General features: G+C 71.4%; 13 protein-coding genes and 1 pseudogene. 9 read left to right on the top strand and 5 right to left on the bottom strand.

The features are described 5' to 3' along the window. The first annotated feature begins 37 nt into the window (after positions 1–37). The 6 genes from cysC to ACIODU_RS17745 all read left to right on the top strand — a co-directional run bounded on the left by cysC (position 38) and on the right by ACIODU_RS17745 (position 9,418). Positions 38–670 carry an adenylyl-sulfate kinase gene (gene cysC / locus ACIODU_RS17770; RefSeq protein ID WP_401768734.1) on the top strand — a complete coding sequence of 211 codons (633 nt, stop codon included), beginning with the start codon at positions 38–40 and terminating at the stop codon, positions 668–670. Beyond that, on the top strand, positions 667–1,605 hold the full coding sequence (cysD, locus tag ACIODU_RS17765; protein WP_401768459.1) for a sulfate adenylyltransferase subunit CysD: 939 nt from the start codon (positions 667–669) through the stop codon (positions 1,603–1,605). The genes cysC and cysD overlap by 4 nt, the downstream gene beginning before the upstream one ends. 2 nt (positions 1,606–1,607) lie before the next feature. Beyond that, positions 1,608–2,948: a sulfate adenylyltransferase subunit 1 gene (locus ACIODU_RS17760; protein WP_401768457.1), complete on the top strand. Its 1,341-nt coding sequence runs from the start codon at positions 1,608–1,610 to the stop codon at positions 2,946–2,948. 535 nt (positions 2,949–3,483) lie between these two features. Then, a complete protein-coding gene (locus tag ACIODU_RS17755) occupies positions 3,484–4,317 on the top strand; it encodes a hypothetical protein (protein ID WP_401768455.1) in 834 nt (277 codons plus the stop codon). A gap of 362 nt (positions 4,318–4,679) precedes the next feature. Continuing rightward, positions 4,680–5,081: a hypothetical protein gene (locus tag ACIODU_RS17750; RefSeq protein WP_401768453.1), complete on the top strand. Its 402-nt coding sequence runs from the start codon at positions 4,680–4,682 to the stop codon at positions 5,079–5,081. Continuing rightward, positions 5,078–9,418 (top strand): hypothetical protein, encoded by a 4,341-nt coding sequence (locus ACIODU_RS17745; RefSeq protein WP_401768451.1) that lies wholly within the window; start codon positions 5,078–5,080, stop codon positions 9,416–9,418. The genes ACIODU_RS17750 and ACIODU_RS17745 overlap by 4 nt, the downstream gene beginning before the upstream one ends. 394 nt (positions 9,419–9,812) lie before the next feature. Here ACIODU_RS17745 and ACIODU_RS17740 read toward each other — a convergent pair whose 3' ends face one another. After that, the gene (locus tag ACIODU_RS17740; RefSeq protein WP_401768732.1) at positions 9,813–10,508 is read right to left on the bottom strand and encodes an SDR family oxidoreductase; all 696 of its coding nucleotides are present in this window, start codon (positions 10,506–10,508) and stop codon (positions 9,813–9,815) included. Here ACIODU_RS17740 and ACIODU_RS17735 point away from each other — a divergent pair. Further along, a complete protein-coding gene (locus ACIODU_RS17735) occupies positions 10,499–12,703 on the top strand; it encodes an MMPL family transporter (RefSeq protein ID WP_401768449.1) in 2,205 nt (734 codons plus the stop codon). The genes ACIODU_RS17740 and ACIODU_RS17735 overlap by 10 nt on opposite strands. A gap of 12 nt (positions 12,704–12,715) precedes the next feature. On the opposite strand, the gene ACIODU_RS17730 is transcribed toward ACIODU_RS17735, so the two are convergent. The 4 genes and pseudogenes from ACIODU_RS17730 to ACIODU_RS17715 all read right to left on the bottom strand — a co-directional run. Then, the gene (locus ACIODU_RS17730; protein ID WP_401768447.1) at positions 12,716–13,492 is read right to left on the bottom strand and encodes a GNAT family N-acetyltransferase; all 777 of its coding nucleotides are present in this window, start codon (positions 13,490–13,492) and stop codon (positions 12,716–12,718) included. A 104-nt stretch (positions 13,493–13,596) separates the two neighbouring features. Next, complete coding sequence (locus ACIODU_RS17725) at positions 13,597–14,691, bottom strand: FAD-dependent oxidoreductase (protein ID WP_401768445.1); 1,095 nt, start codon at positions 14,689–14,691, stop codon at positions 13,597–13,599. Positions 14,692–14,744: 53 nt separating this feature from the next. Next, positions 14,745–15,023 carry a hypothetical protein gene (locus tag ACIODU_RS17720; protein WP_401768443.1) on the bottom strand — a complete coding sequence of 93 codons (279 nt, stop codon included), beginning with the start codon at positions 15,021–15,023 and terminating at the stop codon, positions 14,745–14,747. 237 nt (positions 15,024–15,260) lie between these two features. Next, positions 15,261–16,247, bottom strand: a pseudogene (locus ACIODU_RS17715) (PLP-dependent cysteine synthase family protein); the annotation flags it as partial. A gap of 379 nt (positions 16,248–16,626) precedes the next feature. Here ACIODU_RS17715 and ACIODU_RS17710 point away from each other — a divergent pair. Both ACIODU_RS17710 and ACIODU_RS17705 read left to right on the top strand, forming a co-directional pair. Further along, complete coding sequence (locus ACIODU_RS17710; protein ID WP_356422782.1) at positions 16,627–16,767, top strand: putative leader peptide; 141 nt, start codon at positions 16,627–16,629, stop codon at positions 16,765–16,767. Between the two features lie 406 nt (positions 16,768–17,173). Next, positions 17,174–18,331 carry an LLM class flavin-dependent oxidoreductase gene (locus ACIODU_RS17705; RefSeq protein ID WP_401768441.1) on the top strand — a complete coding sequence of 386 codons (1,158 nt, stop codon included), beginning with the start codon at positions 17,174–17,176 and terminating at the stop codon, positions 18,329–18,331. The last annotated feature ends 10 nt before the right edge of the window (positions 18,332–18,341 follow it).

The raw sequence follows: 18,341 nt of genomic DNA, 5'->3' as shown, positions 1-18,341 counted from the left end.
CGCCGACGCGGGCGTGTCCGGAGGAACGCCCCCGACCCTGGCAACGCCCCCGACCGGAGGAACGCCCCCGATCCGAGCAACGCCCCCGACCCGGGCAGCGATCACGACCGACGCCGCGGGGGCGGCCCCGCCCCGGCCGGCTGCCGCCACCGTGTGGCTGACGGGCCTGCCCAGCTCGGGCAAGTCCACGCTCGCCCGTGCGCTGGCCGGCCGGCTGCGCGCCGAGGGCCGGCGGGTGGAGGTCCTGGACGGCGACGAGATACGTACCTTCCTGTCGGCCGGGCTCGGCTTTGGCCGGCGGGATCGCGACACGCACGTCCGGCGGGTGGGCTTCGTCGCCGAACTGCTCGCCCGCAACGGCGTGCTGGCCCTGGTCCCGGTCATCGCGCCGTACGCGGACGGCCGGGAAGCGGTCCGCCGACGACACGCCGCGTCGGCCACACCGTACGTGGAGATCCACGTCGCCACGCCCGTGGAGGTGTGCTCCGTGCGCGACGTGAAGGGTCTCTACGCCCAGCAGGCGGCGGGAGAGATCTCGGGACTCACCGGCGTGGACGACCCGTACGAGGAACCGGCTGCCCCGGAGCTGCGCGTCCCGGCGCAGCACCTGACCGTGGCCGAGTCCGTGGCAGCCATCCACGCCCATCTCGACGAAAGGGGTCTGGTATGACCACGACCGCGCGCCCCCTCGCCACGGGCACCGCAGCCGACCGCCTTCCCACGCACCTGGACACACTGGAGTCCGAATCCGTCCACATCTTCCGTGAGGTGGCGGGCGAGTTCGAGCGGCCGGTGATGCTCTTCTCCGGCGGCAAGGACTCGATCGTCATGCTGCACCTGGCGCTCAAGGCGTTCGCGCCCGCGCCGGTGCCGTTCACGCTGCTGCACGTGGACACCGGGCACAACTTCCCCGAGGTGCTGGCCTACCGGGACCGTACGGTCGCCGCGCACGGCCTGCGCCTGCACGTCGCCTCCGTACAGGAGTACATCGACGCGGGCACCCTGCGCGAACGCCCCGACGGCACCCGCAACCCGCTGCAAACGGTCCCGCTCACCGAAGCCATCCGGCATCACCGCTTCGACGCGGTCTTCGGCGGCGGACGCCGCGACGAGGAGAAGGCCCGCGCCAAGGAGCGGGTGTTCTCCCTGCGCGACGAGTTCTCCCAGTGGGACCCGCGCCGCCAGCGCCCCGAGCTGTGGAACCTCTACAACGGCCGCCACGCCCCCGGCGAACACGTCCGCGTCTTCCCGCTCTCCAACTGGACCGAGCTGGACGTCTGGCAGTACATCGGCCGGGAGGGAATCGAACTCCCGGACATCTACTTCGCCCACGAGCGACCGGTGTTCAAGCGGTCGGGGATGTGGCTCACCTCCGGTGCGTGGGGAGGGCCCACGGAGTCCGAGCGGGTCGAGACCCGGCTCATCCGCTACCGGACCGTCGGTGACATGTCCTGCACCGGCGCCGTCGACTCCGACGCGACGTCGCTCGCGGCCGTGATCGCGGAGATCGCCGCCTCCCGGCTCACCGAGCGGGGTGCCACGCGTGCCGACGACAAGCTCTCCGAGGCCGCCATGGAAGACCGCAAGAGGGAAGGGTACTTCTAGCCATGACCGTACCTACCGCACCGACCGCACCGACCGTACCCATCGCACCGACCGCACCTGCCGCACCCACCGTGGCCGACCCCGCGGACCACGCCACCGGGACGCTGCTGCGTTTCGCGACGGCGGGCTCGGTGGACGACGGCAAGTCCACCCTGGTGGGCCGGCTGCTGCACGACTCCAAGTCCGTCCTGGCGGACCAGTTGGAGGCGATCGAGCACGTCTCCCGGGAGCGGGGGCAGCAGGCGCCCGACCTCGCCCTGCTCACCGACGGACTCCGGGCGGAGCGCGAGCAGGGCATCACCATCGACGTCGCCTACCGCTACTTCGCCACCCCCCGGCGCCGGTTCATCCTCGCCGACACCCCCGGCCATGTGCAGTACACCCGGAACATGGTGACCGGCGCCTCCACCGCGAACCTGACGGTGATCCTTGTCGACGCACGCAACGGGGTGGTCGAGCAGACCCGCCGGCACGCCGCCATCTCGGCCCTGCTGCGCGTTTCGCACGTCGTGCTCGCCGTCAACAAGATGGACCTGGTCGGCTACCGCGAGGAGGTGTTCGCGGCGATCACCGAGGAGTTCGCGGCCTATGCCGGTGCGCTCGGCATCCCTGAGGTGACCGCCATCCCCATCTCGGCGCTCGCCGGGGACAACGTGGTGGAACTCTCCGCCGCCATGGGCTGGTACAGCGGCCCCACCGTGCTGGAACACCTGGAGACGGTGCCCGTCGACACGGACACGGAGGCATGCGGCGCCCGGTTCCCCGTGCAGTACGTCATCCGCCCCGGGACGCCCGGCCTGCCGGACTACCGGGGATACGCCGGGCAGATAGCGGCCGGTTCCTTCCGGGTGGGGGAGAGGGTCGTCGTCCTGCCCTCGGGCACCACCACCACGATCGCCGGGATCGACCTCCTGGGCGAGCCCGTCGACGTGGCGTCGGCACCCCGCTCGGTGACGCTCCTCCTGGACGACGACGTCGACCTCGCGCGAGGCGACCTCGTCGTGCCCGCCGACGGAGTCCCGCCCCTCACGCGGGACGTCAGGGCGACGGTCTGCCACGTGGCCGACCGCCCCCTGACGGCCGGTCAGCGTGTCCTGCTGAAACACACCACCAGGACCGTCAAGGGCGTGGTCGACGACATCACCTCCCGGCTCGACCTGGACGACCTGCCCCGGAACCACCGCCCCGACCGCCTCGTGGCCAACGAGATCGGTCGGGTACGGATCAGGGTCGCCGAACCGCTCGCCCTTGACCACTACGCGGACTCGCGGCGTACGGGCTCGTTCCTCCTGATCGATCCCGGGGACGGCACGACGCTCGCCGCGGGGATGTCCGGCCCGTGAAGCCCGTGAGCGCCTGGTACAGAGTTGCTGCGTGGTTACGACCATAAGCCGACCGGTCCGCGATGCCACGGCCGTTTCGGCCCCGCGTGAACTCGCCATAAGGATGCCCGGCGTACTGGTCTCGCGGCTCGCACGCGAGACCAGTACGTACACGGAGCGGACACCGTGCCACCCCGGCACGCCCGGACGGAACACCACACGGCACTTCACGCTGCCGGCATCCGGCGTCCTGCTTGTCACCACCTCGTCTTCGGCGAGGTCGACGCTGGCACGCCGGGCGTGAACGGACTGCGCCGTCACGACGGCGAGCGCACCGATCGTGGCCAGCCGGACGAATCTCGTCACGTTCTGCTCGGTCTCCCCCAGGCCGGCCGCCAACCTGTCACCGAACGCACCTTCCCTACCGGCCGGTAACACGCCCTGCCCCTGAAGTGTCCAGTCCGACGGGGGCCCGTGTACGGCCGGCCCCGAATGCGCCCTGGTCGAAGCGGGCCTGTCCGAGGGGCATGGGACCATCCTCGCCGTGGCTCATCACATGGACGACGTGGACTGGTGCGGCCTGTTCCACGCGAGGGGACCGGCCGGGGACACGCCGCGGCATCTGGCGGCGCTCATTGGTGAGGGTGATGACCGGGCTTTCGTCGACGGGTACGCGCACCTGTGGTCGGTGACTCTTCGCCGCGAGGGCAAGGCGTGGCCCGTGACGGCACCTACCGCGATGATCGCCGCCACCTTCCTGGACGATGCGTCGCTGTGGCCCGACGATCCCTCGATGACGGATGCGATGCTCGCCTACCTGTACGCGGTCGGGACAGCCGCAGACCTCGGCGACGGGGCTGAGGAGATCCGCGCACAGGTCGAAGGCCTCGCGCCGCAGCTGCGGGCGTGGACCGGCGACTACCTGTCAGCCGATGCCGACGCCCGAACCCTGATGTGGCAGAACGACACCGGCCTTGGCGAACTCGTCCTCGACCAGGCGGCGCTCGCCTGCTTCGACCTGGCGCCCACGCTCCTTCGGCGGGCGCTGCCTCACCTCGCGTCGGCTCGCCCCTTGAGCAGGACGTCCGCCGCCGCGGCCGTCGGTTCACTCGCCCGCAATCCCTCGGCCTCAGCGCGACGTCCAGCACTGCGACAGCAGTTGACGTCGACGGCCCAGGCCGCCGGCTCCGCGCACGAGAGGGCGACGATCGTGGTCGCCGTCGGTGACCTGGGCGGGGACACCCGCATCCAAGCTGGGCCACCGAACCGTCGAAGCGGGCGGGACCACACCGCACGCCCCGATCTGAAGCTCACCGCCGCCTCAACCCGGGTCACCTTCCGGGCGGTGCTTGGGCGACCGATCCACAAGTCGAGTCCACATCCAGTGTGACGGGCCCGAAAGCTCCGCCGCGAGGGAAGGACCGAGTGGCAGGGCCGGGACCCGGAAGCACCGACCTCCGCCCGGGCCAAGATCAAGTGGCAGAAGCCCGGCGTCGATCAGGGTCGCCTCTACCGCGCGGGACAGCCGCCCCCGCAGGCGTCGGCGGAAAACCGGGCTCCCGAACCAGTCCGTAACGATGCCCGGGGCGGACAGCCGTGGGGCGGTGCGATTGGTGTGACCTCTGCGGTGCCGCCCGCGCCTTGCCGTCCCCGACCGGGAATACCGACAATGCCCTGGCGGGCTCTGTGCCGGGGCGGAGGCCGACCCGATGTACTGGTGGGTTCCGCGATCTGCCCCGTAAGGTGCGTGGCATGCACGCGGTCATCACGGTCCAGGGTGAAGGCGAGTCCCACACCCACGAGTTACGCAACTGGCTGAGTCAGGACCCCCTGTTGCGCGGCCGGATCCGGGCGGGCGGCAACGAGGAATTGCCGCCCGGTGCCATGGGCGTCGCGGCCGACGCGCTGATCGCCCTTCTGGCACCCGGCGGGGTGGCCGCAGTATTCGCCGGAGCGGTCGTCGCCTGGGCACAGACCCGGCGAGGCAGTCAGACCATCACCATCACCCGGCCCGACGGCACGGAGATCACGGTCTCCTCGGAGCATGTCCGTGGGCTCGACGCCCAGCAATCGGCTGATTTGGCAAGGCAGTTGGCCGCAGAGGTGACAGCTTTGCCGGCCGAGCCCGACAACACCGCGCCGCCGGCCCTGTGATCGAACCGGCCGGGAGCCGACACGGTGGAGATCTTGCCAAGCCTGGAGCACATGCCATTCTTCTCGGCACGGGCTCGCACATCTCCGATTCTTCCCTGCCCGCTCTCCCGTCGGTCGATACCACGCTCGACGACCTCCAGCACGCGCTGGGCGAAGCATGCGGAATGCCCGACGATCGCGTCCATCGGGTTCCCGCCCACGCCAGCAGTTCGGCCATCGTCGCCGCCGTCGAGCAGGTCGTGGCCGAGGCAACCGGTCCGGTCCTGCTGCACTACGCGGGCCACGGACTGCTGGGCCCTGGCGACGAGTTGTACTTGGCCACCTATGCGAGCCGGTCCACCCATCAGATCGCCGACGCCATCGCCTACCACATCCTCAAGGGTCTCCTCAGCGCCGCCACGGGGGGCAGCGCCGTCATCCTCGACTGCTGCTTCTCGGGCCGGGCGTCGCTTCCCGGTGGCGGGCGCGGGGTCAACCCGTTCACCGCCGCACGGCCCCGCGGCAGCTTCCTGCTCAGCTCCGCCTCGTACTACGACCTGTCGTACGCGCCAATGGGCGAGCGGCACACCCGCTTCACCGGTCACCTGCTGGGCCTGCTGGAGAACGGCGAGCCCTCCGGCCCGCCGTTGCTCACCCTGGACCACGTTCACGCCGCCCTCGACCGGAGGATGCAGGACGAGCCCGCCCGCCCGCACCGCGAGAGCGAGGGAACACTCGGCAACCTGGTACTCGCCCCCAACCGGGCATACCGCGCCGACCCCGGTCCGCAGGACGCTCCTCCGGCCGATGTGCCCTGCCCGTATCCGGGCATGGAACCCTTCCGCCCCGAGGACAGCGGATACTTCCACGGCCGCGCCGCGCTCACCGAAGACCTGCTGACCGCGGCTCGGGCATCCGACCCAGAGCCACTGGTCCTGGTCGGCGCGTCCGGCGTCGGCAAGTCGTCCCTGCTGCGCGCCGGGCTCATCGCCCGCCTGGAAGCCGGCGGCGAACCCTGGCCCGTACTCCTGCTGTCCGCACCCGGGCCGTCCCCCTTGCGCCAACTGACCGAGCTCTGGGCCGGATACACCGGGCGGCCACCGGACGAGGTCCGCAGCATCCTGGACGAGGGCGGACTGCCGGCACCCCTCCCCGGACGGCGGTCCTGCCGGCTGCTGGTTGTCGACCAGTTCGAGGAGGTCTTCACCCGGTGTCAGGACCAGCAGGAGCGAACCCGCTTCATCTCCGTCCTCACCGAACCCCGGCCACAAGGGCCGCGCGTCGTGCTGAGTCTGCGCGCCGACCACTACGGCAGTTGCCTCGAACACCCCGGCCTCGTCGCTGCTCTGGCCCGCACCCAGCTGGCCGTGCCGCCGATGAGTACGGACGAACTGCGGGCCGCCGTGGAACACCCCGCGCAGGCCGCCGGCCTGACCCTCCAGACCGGCCTCACCGACCGGCTGCTCCACGACCTGCGCCAAGGCGGACGGGCCGGCCTGCCGTTCCTCGCGCACGCCCTTCGCGAAACCTGGCGGCGCCGCAGCGGCGCCATGCTGACCCTCACCGGATACCAGGCCACCGGCGGGATCTGGCAGGCCGTCACCACCACCACCGAGGACCTGTACCAAGCCCTCGACGAGGCCGGACAAGTCGCGCTGCGCGCACTGCTGCTGCGCATGGTGCACGTCGCGGCCGACGGCTCCGGGGACTCCGTACGCCTCAGCATCGCCACCAGCACACTCCTGCTGGGGCACCAGGACGAGGATCTGCTCGACCGACTGGTCGCCACACGGCTGGTCACCATCGACCACAAGAGCGCGCAGGTAGCTCATGAGGCACTGCTGCACGCCTGGCCACGCCTGCGGCGCTGGATCGACGAGGACCGGTCCGAGCTGATTCTGCGTCAGCAGATCGCCGACGACGCCGACGCATGGGCGGCGGCCGGATACGATCAGGCATTCCTGTACCGGGGCACCCGGCTCCGCAGCGCACTGGAACTGCTGGAGCGGCACCCCCTGTCACGTGACCTGGACGCGGAGTTCCTGGCGAAAAGCGTGACCGCCGAAGGCGCGGAACACGCCCGGGACGCACAGCGCCTCAGGCGGCTGAAGGTGGCACTCGGCGGGATCGCACTGGCCCTGTGCCTGGCGGTGACAGCCGCAGTGGTCGCGGTCGAGCAGCGCGGTACGGCCGATTCACAGCGGCGTCTGGCCACCTACCGGGCGTTGCGAGCAGAGGCCGAGAACCTGGGCACGACCGACCCGCGGACATCGCTGAGCCTCGGCATCGCGGCGTACCGGCTCCAGCCGTCGGCGGATGCCCGCTCGGAGCTCTTCGACACTCTCGTGCAGACACCATTCGCGGGTCGCACCAGCCTAGGGTTCGCGGACCCGGTCGAACTCAGCCCGGACGGTAAGACCCTGGCCGCCGGGCATGGCCAAGGGGGCGTCCAACTCCTGGACGTCCGTGTCCCCGGCAAGCCGAAGCGGCTCGCGGATCTCGATGCCTGCCAGGAAGAGGCCTCCGCCGTCGCGTTCAGCCCCGGGCTTCGCGCGCTGGCGGTCATCTGCGAGAACGGCCTCATCGGCCTGTGGAAACTGAGGGGGACCACGTCGCCGGAGAGGAGCGCCTCCCTGCACGTGACCACACTGCCCGGGAAGGCCGAGGCGATACGGTTCAGCCCCGACGGCCGGACCCTCGGCGCGGTGGGGTGGGGAGAGACCAAAGAGGACCACGGAGCCGTGGTTCTGTGGGACGTGCAGAACGTCTCGCAGCCCCGCCGGCTCGGCATCCAGCCCGGCACCTACGACAAGCAGAAGATCGAGTTCAGCGCCGACGGCAAGACACTCGCCACAGGCGGCGGCGCGCTCATATCGTCCGGGGATTACCCGGACAAGGACTCGATCATAGACACGGGAGGAGTGACTCTGTGGGACATCACCGACCCGGCCCGCCTGAGGAAACTGACCCGCTTCGAGGGAAATGACGAGACGTTCGCGTTCAGCCCTGACGGCCGGGCGCTGGTCTTGACGGATTACGTTTCAATTGAGCTCTGGGACGTAGCGACACCCGCCAAACCGCGTCGCGTGAACAGCTGGAACGGACAGAAGGCGTTTGTCACGGACCTCGCCTTCCGTGCGGACGGCGACGTGCTGGCGACCGGCAACTCCGACGACACCGTGAACGTCTGGAACGTGTCCGACCCGGCGAATCCCTTGAAGGCGGGGACACTGAGTCACCACAACGATGACGTCGAATCACTGGCCTTCAGCACGGACGGGCGACAGTTGGTCAGCGCGGCGCACGACGAAGTCGTTCACTGGCAGGCCACTGACCGCGGCCCGCGGGTGGTCAGCGCGCTGGGTCAGGAAGGCAACGTCTCGGCGATCGCCATCAGTCCCGACGGACGTCTTCTCGCTGCCGGCGGTGGGTGGGAAGTCGTGGAGTTGTGGGACCTCGGCGACCCGCTCAAGCCGAAGCACATCGCCACGCTGCGAGGCCACACCAAGTGGGTCCGGTCCCTTTCCTTCGCTCCGGACGGGAAAGCGCTGGCCACCGGTGACGACGGCGGTGACTTGCTGTTCTGGGACCTCACCGACCCCGCCCGCCCCCGCATGGCCGCAACCGTGAACCGCCCGCAACCGATCATTTCCCTGGCATTCTTGTCAGGCCCCAGGACCCTGCTCGTCACCGACGACACAGACTCCAACACCGTGTGGAGCGCCGAAGACCTCGCCCGCCCCCGTCAGCGAAAAGATATCTCCAATGCCGGGCTTACGGTCCCGTCACTGATGAGCCCGGACGGCAACCTGTTCGCCCTGAGGACCAAGACTGGTACGGCTCTGTGGAACGGCAAAGCCGCCACGAAGCCAGTCGATCTGCCCTGGAGCGACAGCTCTGCCGCTTTCGCTCCCGACAGTCGAATGCTCGCGACTGGCAGCCACAACGAGACGCTGCTGCTGTGGGACATCCGCGATCCCGGACATCCTCAGGAGATCGCCAGATCGACCGAAAAGGACGTCGGCCTTCTGGTGGAATTCCACCCAAGGGGAAATCTCCTCGCCGGAATTGTCGACGGAGACATAGTGCTGTGGTCGCTCGGCGAACGAGGCCAGCCTCACCGGGCCGCGAGACTCACCCAGCTCGCAAGAGGTGCCCGTATTGCCGGTTTTACCCCTGACGGGCACCTGCTCGGCTCGGACGGAACGAACGTCCTCCTGTGGGACCTCAACGACCTCCCCGAAATCAGCGCCGACACCATCGGGCGGGCCTGCGCCCTCGCCGACGGAGGTCTCACCGAAGAAGAATGGGAAGAGTACGTACCGGGCTTGCCTTTCCAGCAGACCTGCCCGCGATGACGAGGACCTGCCGGTCCCGCGGGGTCACAGCCACGACGAACACGGTCAGGGCCCCCTGAGTGCATGGGGCGGCGTCGATCGGCAAGGACGGCGGCCCCCTCCGATTGAGTCGATGGATCGATGGTCGGGAGTGGCTGCGTCAGATCGCAGATCTGAGCTTGGACCGGATCCGGAAAGACGACCCGTCCTTCCCTCCTGAACCACTGGAACCCCCTCGCTGTGCGAGCATGAAAGACGCCAGGACCGCTAGGTCGTCCACAGCGTTTTTCCTGGGGCTTCAATTCCGGGCACTGTGCCTTCAGTTCCCGGACGACCGCTTTCACGAAGTATTCGCGTTGATCAGGTTGCCGACGTTGTAAAAGGCCGCCCCCTTCGGTGCCGGTGCCGTGGGTGGTCAGGCGGTGAAGCCGCCGTCGATGTTGAGGCTGGCTCCTGTGACGAACGCGGCCTCGGGGTCGGCGAGGCAGAACGTCAGGGCGGCGATCTCTTCCGGCGTGCCGAAGCGGTCCAGGGCCATCCAGCCGAGCAGGGCCGCCGCGTTGGGGCCGTCGGCCGGGTTGCCCTCGGTGTCGGTGGGGCCCGGCTGGATGTTGTTGACCGTGATGCCGCGCGTACCGATGAGCAGTGCCTCCCGGGGGGTCGCCAGGACCGTCTCGATCCGCTCGTCGGCGTCGCCGAAGGGCACGCCGACGACCTCGCGCACATAGGAGTAGAACGACGAGTCCGGCTCGAAGTCGACCCCCAGGCGCGGGACGCGGGACACGGCCACGTACGTGCTCTCCAGCCCGACGCGCTCGTCGTCCGCGAGCAGGACACGCTCCAGGTGCCAGACCGGCTCGCCGGTCCGTACCCCCACGTCGGCCGCCAGAGCCGCGGGGCAGGGAAAGCGGTCGAGCCCGATCAGATTCCGCCCCGGCCTGCGGTTCTGGCGGCGTACGCCCTCGGTGCAACTGGCGAGCGACAGCGGCTGTTCGAGCTTCGGGCCCGCGACGACGCTGCCGCGCCCCTGCCGCCGACGACGCGCCCTCATTGGGGTGACCTCCCGAGCCGGGGTCCCCCGGACGAGTAGACCTTGCTCCCGTGAATCAATTGGCCAATTGGTGCTTCGAGAACCGCCGCAGAGTGGTGGGAGCCTGGCTGCTGGCCCTGGTGGTCCTCCTCGGGATCAGCCAGTCGATCGGCAGCTCGTACAACGAGAGCGTCAGCCTGCCCGGTACGGACTCCCAGGCGGCGGTGTCGCTCCTCAAGAAGAGCTTCCCCTCGGCGTCCGGTGAGAACGACCAAGTGGTCATCGAGGCGCGGAACGGCACCACCGTACGCTCCACCGCGGTCAAGGACCCGGTGACCGCCGCGCTCGCCAAGGTGGCCGCCGTCCCCGGTGTCGCGTCGGTCATCAGCCCGTACAGCAAGCTGGGCGCGGGGCAGATCAGCCGGGACGGCACCGTGGCGTTCGCCCGGGTGACCTGGTCGAAGGTGGCCGCGGACGTCACCAAGACCGACGCCAGGCATCTGATCGACGCCGCGAAGACCGCCGACGGTCCCGACGTCCACATCTCGCTGGGTGGCCAGTCCATCTCCAACGAGGAGGCGTCGGGCCCCGGCCTGTCCATCGCCGTCGGCGTGGTCGCCGCGCTGGTCATCCTGCTGATCGTCTTCGGGGGAGCGCTCTTCTCCTCCCTGATGCCGCTGATCACCGCGATCGTCGCCCTGTTCATCGGCCACGCGATCATCAGCCTGCTGTCCCACGTGATGGACACACCGAGCGTCTCCAGCGACCTCGCGATCCTCATCGGCCTCGGTGTGGGCATCGACTACGGCCTGTTCATCATCAGCCGGCACCGCAGCGCGGTGACATCGGGGCTCGGTTACCGGGCGGCGGCCGAGCAGGCCGTGAACACCTCCGGGCGTACGGTGCTGTTCGCGGGCATCACGGTGTGCATCGCGCTGCTGGGGCAGTTCGCGCTGGGGGTCGACTTCCTGTACGGGCTGTCCGCCGCCTCGGCGATCACGGTCGCGCTGACCATGGCGACCTCACTGACGTTCCTGCCCGCGATGCTCGGGTTCCTCGGTGAGAAGGTCCTCTCCCGCCGGGAGCGCGCCGCTCTTGAGGAGAAAGGTCCCCTCTCCACCGACGCCTCGGGCTTCTGGCTGCGGTGGGCGAGGTTCATCGAGGTACGCCGGTGGCTCGTGGCCGCGACCTCCCTGGCCGTCGTGGTGGTGGTCGCCCTGCCGCTCTTCAGCCTCCGCCTCGGCTCGTCCGGCGCCGCCGCCGATCCGACCTCCTCCACCACACACCAGGCGTTCAACGCCCTCGCGAGGGGCTTCGGGCCGGGGTTCAACGGTCCGTTCCAGCTGGTCAGCGCGGTCTCGTCGGCGGACGACAAGAAGGCGTTCGCGCGCTTCCTCGCCGACGCCGCCCGCACCCCCGGCGTGGCCCGGGTGACCCCTCCGGTGACCTCCCCGAACGGTGAGGCCGCCCTGGCGATCCTCTACCCGACGACCGCTCCGGGCGAGAAGGCGACCGTCACCCTGGTCTCCACCATCCGCCACCTGGCGCCCAGGGCCGAAGGGCCGGGGCACCCCGCCGTCCATGTCGGCGGCGCCACCCCCAGCAACATCGACTTCTCGCGTGTGCTGAGCGACAAACTGCCCCTGTTCATCGCCGTCGTCGTCATCCTGGCGTTCGTGCTCCTGGTGATGGTCTTCCGCAGTCTGCTGATCCCACTGGTGGCGGCCGTCATGAACCTCCTCTCCGTGGGGGCCGCGCTCGGTGCCCTGACCGCCGTGTTCACCTGGGGATGGGGCAGTTCGGCCTTCGGCCTGCCGACCACCGGACCCATCGACGCCTTCATCCCCGTCCTGCTGTTCTCGGTGCTGTTCGGGCTCTCGATGGACTACGAGGTGTATCTGGTGAGCCGGATGCAGGAGGAGTGGCACCACCAACGCCGCACCGCGCGCGGGGACACGGCGGACCTCAGGACCGGAGCCGTACGCGACAACCACGAGGCGGTGACCCTCGGCCAGGCCAAGAGCGGCCGGATCATCGCGGCGGCCGCGAGCATCATGATCCTGGTCTTCGGCTCCTTCCTCATCGGCGACAGCTTCGTCCTCAAGGAGTTCGGCTTCGGGCTGGGCTTCGCGGTCCTCGTGGACGCCCTGATCATCCGGGGCCTGCTCGTCCCCGCCCTCATGCACCTCATCGGCCCCGTCAACTGGGCGCTCCCCGCCCGCCTCGGCCGTATCGTGCCCGACCTCTCCGTGGAGCGAACGCCGGACCACCGATGACCGCGCGGGCCCCTACGACGTCGTGGACCGGCGGGGGGACGGCCCCGACGGGGTCCGGACCAGGAGGAACGCGGAACGGCGGCGCAGGGTGAAGCCGATGGACTCGTAGAGCCGAATGGCGTCGGTGTTGGCGGCGGACGCGTGCATGAACGGTGTTTCGCCGCGCTCCCGGATGCCCGCCGCGACCGCGCGGACCAGCCGGGTGGCGAGCCCCTGGCCCCGGTGCGCGGGGTGGGTGCAGACCGCGCTGATCTCCCGCCACCCGGGCGGGTGGAGCCGTTCGCCGGCCATCGCGACGAGCCGGCCCTCGCGGCGGATGCCGAGGTAGGTGCCGAGTTCGATCGTACGGGGCAGGAAAGGGCCCGGTTCGGTACGGGCGATCAGGTCGAGGATCTCCGGTACGTCGGCCGGGGTGAGGCGGACCGCTTCGGCGTCGGGCTCGGCGCGCAGGGACGTGTCGACCAGTTGGACGCCCTGTCCCCGCCGGACGGCCTCCCACCCGTCGGGAAGGTGCGTCGCGCCGCTGACCGGGGCGAGGGTGCCGGGACCGACCAGCGCGACGAGGTCGTCCCAGGCGCGGGGGTCGGTCGAGTCGGAGAGCGCGGTGAACGGGGAGACGTTCGTGGGATAGCGGGCGGCGCGGCCCACCCGCTCGGCGAAGGGGGAGTGCGGGCCGGTGAGCGAGGCCCAGGCGGGGTTGTCGAGGAGGTGCGGCGCCGGGGCGCTGCCGGGCTCGTGCCGCGGCTCGGGCAGCGGCTGGCTCTGGGACGGGTGGACGCTGGTGGACATGACGGTGCCGATCTCCTCGCGGGGGTGCTGATCTCCTTGGGGCCCGGCCGCCCGGGGCCCGCGGCCTGGACCTGGTGAGTGGTACGGGGGCGCTCCCGCCGGGCTCAGCCGACGCGCGGCCCGAGAGCGAACCGGTCGGCGGCCGGCGCCCCGCCGACCAGGTCGGCGGCGAGCTCCCCGATGACCGGGGCGAACTTGAACCCGTGCCCGGAGAAGCCGGCCAGCACGGTCAGGGGTCCCGCCCGGTCGATGACGAAGTGGTGGTCGGGGGTGGTGGTGTAGAGGCAGGTGCTCGCCACCGGCGCCGTGGCGTCCACGCCCGGCAGCCATTGCTCGGCGTACCGCTGGACCTCGGCGAGGGAGTGAGCGACGACGGTACGGTCCCGGTGGTCCGGGTCGACGACCTGGCCGACCCCGTGGAACCCGACCTTGACCCCGTCGTCGCTGCCGAGTCCGTAGATCCCGCCCTCGTCCTCGAGCCCGGCCCCCGGGTGGTGGATGAAGCTCGGCCAGTCGAGCGCGTCCGGTGCCGGGAAGTGCGCGGGCTGCTCCTGGGTGACCCGCATCGGCGGCAGGCCGGACACGAGCCCGGACAGCCGGCCCGGCGCCCAGCCGCCGACCGCGACGACCACCGAGTCGGCGGTGAACGCCTCCTCGCCGTCGGTCACGATCTCGGCGCGCCCGCCCCGTACCGACAGACTCGTCACCTTCACACCGTGCCGGACGCGGGCGCCGTGCTGCCGGGCGGCCTGCTGGAACGCCGCGACCGCGCGGTCGGCGTGCACCCGTCCTGCCTCGGGATGGAACAGCGCGGTGGTGTCGGCCCGCAGCCCCGGCCACCGCTCGGCGGCCTGCGCCGGGGTGAGGAACTCCGAGGGCCGGCCGGCCGCGCGGAGGACGTCGTGGAGCGCGGAGGTCGCGGCGGCCGGGCCGTGGTCGACGGCGCCGGTCAGCTCCAGCACCCGGCGTCCGGTCTCCTCTTCGAGGCGCCGCCACAGCGGCAGGGCCCGTACCGCCAGCGAGACGTAGAACGGGTCCGCGTAGGCCAGGCGGAAGATCCGCGAGCTGCCGTGCGAACTGCCCCGGTCGTGCCCGGGCCCGAACTGCTCGAAGAGCGTGACCTGTTCACCCCGGGCGGCCAGGTGCCAGGCCGCCGAGGAGCCCATGACCCCTCCTCCGACGACGATGTGATGAACCACGGGGTCGACTTCCTTTCCGGACAGCGAAGAGGGCGAACGAATATGACGATCCGTCAAATGTGGGTGGGAGCGGCCGGTTCGCGCGCGGGCAGGTCGAGTCCGAGGTTCTCCCGCAGCGTGGTGCCCGTGTAGTCGGCGGCGACGATCTTCCGCTTGAGCAGCTCGTGCAGGGGAGCCGGCCGGGTGTCATGGTGGGTACGGGCCTGCCGGACCGGATCCGGACGGCGTCCGGGCAGGCGAGGGCGGCGCGAGGACGACGCGACGACGCCGAGGGGAATCGCCGGACGGAAACGCCGAGGGGTCAGCGACAGAGCGCGGTGTGGGTCCGGCACAGGTCCACATGCCGGCGCCTGGTCCGGACCAGGGGCGCGATCGCGGCGCGGGCCGGCCCGGAAAGGGCGGACCTGACGTGCGATGCCTTCACGGTGACTCCCCATCGGTCCTGGTGCGAGCAGGAAGAACGTACGTGGCGGGTGGGCGGGCTTGTCAAGAGCGAGTCTCACGGGACGGGACACGTGACGCGGGACGGGACGGGACACGCCACGCCGGTCGAACCTCCCCCGTCACGCCCCGGGTTCGTCCAGCAGGCCCAGCTCGCGGAGCCAGGTGTCGTCGAACACCTTGGAGAGATAGTTGCGGCCCGAATCCGGCAGCAGCGCGACCACCAGATCCTCCGGCGTCAGTTCCGCCGCCACCCGCAGCGCGGCGGCCACGGCGGTCCCGGCGGAGCCGCCGACCAGCAGGCCCTCCTCGCGCGCCAGCCGCCGCGCCGTCCGCAGGGAGTCACGGTCGCTGATCCGCTCGAACCGGTCCACGACCTCCGGGTGGTAGGACTCCGGCCAGGTGTCGTCCACCGTCTCCGGGTGGCGGAAGTGGCCGATGCTCTCGACGTAGTACGGGCTTCCGTCGCCGCCCGAGTAGACCGAGGACTCCGGGTCGGCGCCGACCACGGTCACGCGGCCGCCGCTCACCTCCTTGAGGAACTCGCCGGTCCCGGTGATGGTGCCGCCGGTGCCGACGCCGGAGACCAGGTGGGTGATCCGTCCGTCGGTCTGCCGCCAGATCTCCGGCCCCGTGGTGCGGTAATGCGCAAGCGGATTGGCCGGGTTGTCGTACTGGTTGGCCAGCCAGCCCCCCGGCGTCTCGGCGGCGACCCGGGTGGCCACGGAGTGCACATGATCCGGATGCTCGCGCGGTACGTCGCTGGGGCAGACGACGACCTCGGCACCGTACGCGCGCAGGACGGCGACCTTCTCCGCGCTGCTCTTCTCCGGGATCGCGAAGACGCACCGGTAGCCGCGCTGGGCGGCGACCATGGCCAGGCCGACGCCCGTGTTGCCCGAGGTGCCCTCGACGATCGTGCCGCCGGGCAGCAACTCGCCCGCCTCCTCGGCCGCTTCGACCATCGCCAGCGCGATGCGGTCCTTCACGCTGCCGCCGGGGTTGACGTACTCCAGTTTCACGCAGACCGGCGCGACCGCCCCGTCGGTGACGCGGTTGAGGCGCACGAGCGGGGTGTTGCCGACCGCGTCGGTGAGGGAGGCGTGGACGTCCAATGCGGTGCTCCTTGCGTGCGGCTCTGTCGCCGGTTCCGGGGTGTCCACGGGCGCGCCCCGGGCAGGCCGGGACGGACGAGGAGACGGACCGGGCCCGGGGTGATCACCCGGCCACGGTAGCCGGGCCGGACGGATCCCATCGTTTCACTCGTATGAAACGTCGGCCGGGACATCGGCGGTCGGGCCGGGCGGCGAGGGCAGGGCACGGCGGGCCGGGAGGAGCGCGAGGAGCCCTGCCGGCGCTTCCGGGCGGCATTGTTCCCAGCGGGACGACCGGTTAACGTGAAATCCGATCACCCGCTCCGGCGGGGGGGGCTTTGGGCCCGGTACGGCCGGGGCCCGGCGATCGACCCGACAAGTGCGAGGCGAGGTGAACGGTATGCGGACGCGACGTCCCGGCGCACGCGACCGCCGCGTGCCGCACCACGGCGGGTCCTTCGAACTCGGCGTCGCCCGGCGCCACGTCGACCTGCTGCGCGTGAACAGCGCGCTGTGTACGAGGACGTCTCCAGGCCGCTGAGCGCGCGCGCCGCCAGGGCGTGTCCGCGAAGTGGTGTCTGGCTCGCGACGCCTGGCACGCCCTCCGGGCGGACGACCTACTTCGGGGATACGCCCCCGTGTTATCCGGCGCCACGACCTGATCGCGCCCCGCCTCGCACTTGCCTGCCCCTCGCCGGCCACCGCCGTGTCCGCCGGGACCGGTTCGTACTCGACCTGACGCACAGTGGCCCCGCCGTCCGCCGGGCGGCGGCCTCCCGGCCGCCGTCACCGTGGCCCTCCGGCTGGTACGGCACCAGGCCCTCACCCCTGCGGCAAACGGAGGCCCACCACTCGCCGATCCCGCACCTCCCCGCCGCACTCGCCCACCCCCACGGCCTCTGCCGACCCGCCCCGTTCCCGGACCACTCCACCCGGAGGTACTCCCCATGACCGACCCCGACGACGGTCGTCCGCCTCTTCCCCGCCTGCACCTCGCCCTGGAGGTCGACGGCGACGGCGCCCACCCCGCCGCCTGGCGCCACTCGGGGCGGCCGCCCGGCGCCGTCCTGACCCCCCGGGCGCTCCGGGACGTGGTCGCCGCCGCCGAGGACGCCGGCTTCGGCCTCGTCACGTTCGCCGACTCACCGCTGCCGCCCGGCGCGGACCCGGACGCCTCCCCGTACCAGGCCCCCAACGACGGCACCCGGCCGGCCGGCCGCATCGAGGCCGGAACCCGCGCCGCCCACGTCTCCGTCCTCACCGACCGGATCGGCCTCGCACCCGTCCTGCACGTCGCCCCCACGGAACCGTTCCACCTCGCCACCCAGCTCGCGAGCCTGGACCACGCCTCCCACGGCCGGGCCGGCTGGGTGGTCGGCGCGGCCGCCGGCGAGGCCGCCCTCGCCACCGTCGGACGGGCGCCGCTCTCCGCCGGGGAACTGCGCCGGGAGACCGCCGACGTCATCGACACCGCCCGCGCCCTGTGGGACTCGTGGGAGGACGACGCGGTCGTCAAGGACGTCGCGACCGGCCGTTTCCTGGACGCGGACCGGGTGCGTCACATCGACTTCGAGGGCGCGTCCTTCACCGTCAAGGGCCCCCTGATCACCCCGCGTCCGCCGCAGGGCCAGGTCGTCGTCCTGGCCCCGGACGCCCTGGAGGCCGACAGCCGCGCCGACGTGGTCCTGGTGGCGCGTCCCGACGTCGCCGCCGTCGCGGCCCGCGCGGCCACGGCCAGGGAGGCCGGCGCGCCGCTGGTGTTCGCCGAGGTGGAGGTGGTCCTCGACGCCGGCCTCCCGGCCGCCGACCGGCTCGCCGTACTGGACGAGGCAGCCCCCTGGCCCGGGTCCGGGCGGCTGCGCCACGTCGGCTCCCCGGAGGCCCTGGTCGGCCTGCTCCGCCACCTGGCCGAGTCGGTCGACGGGGTGAGGCTGCACCCCGCCGTCCTCGCCACCGACCTGCCGGTCCTGGTCGAGCGCGTCCTGCCGGAGCTGTCCGCCGCGGGCCTGTCGCGCGCCCCCCGCCCCGGCGCCACCCTGCGCGACACCCTCGGCCTTCCCCGTCCCGCCAACCGCTTCGCCGCCCCCGCGGCCACCCACGCCTGAGGTGAGTGCC

The sequence above is a fragment of the Streptomyces sp. NPDC088261 genome, from assembly GCF_044740805.1.
Classification (GTDB): Bacteria; Actinomycetota; Actinomycetes; order Streptomycetales; family Streptomycetaceae; genus Streptomyces.
The sequence above is the reverse complement of the archived record's forward strand: the minus strand, read 5'-3'. Positions and strand labels throughout refer to the sequence as shown.

Bases quoted from the DNA above. Each gene is read 5' to 3' on its own strand.
- cysD (WP_401768459.1), top strand. From the start codon at position 667: ATGACCACGACCGCGCGCCCCCTCGCCACGGGCACCGCAGCCGACCGC.
- ACIODU_RS17760 (WP_401768457.1), top strand. From the start codon at position 1,608: ATGACCGTACCTACCGCACCGACCGCACCGACCGTACCCATCGCACCG.
- ACIODU_RS17755 (WP_401768455.1), top strand. From the start codon at position 3,484: ATGGACGACGTGGACTGGTGCGGCCTGTTCCACGCGAGGGGACCGGCC.
- ACIODU_RS17750 (WP_401768453.1), top strand. From the start codon at position 4,680: ATGCACGCGGTCATCACGGTCCAGGGTGAAGGCGAGTCCCACACCCAC.
- ACIODU_RS17730 (WP_401768447.1), bottom strand. From the start codon at position 13,492: ATGTCCACCAGCGTCCACCCGTCCCAGAGCCAGCCGCTGCCCGAGCCG.
- ACIODU_RS17710 (WP_356422782.1), top strand. From the start codon at position 16,627: ATGCGGACGCGACGTCCCGGCGCACGCGACCGCCGCGTGCCGCACCAC.
- ACIODU_RS17705 (WP_401768441.1), top strand. From the start codon at position 17,174: ATGACCGACCCCGACGACGGTCGTCCGCCTCTTCCCCGCCTGCACCTC.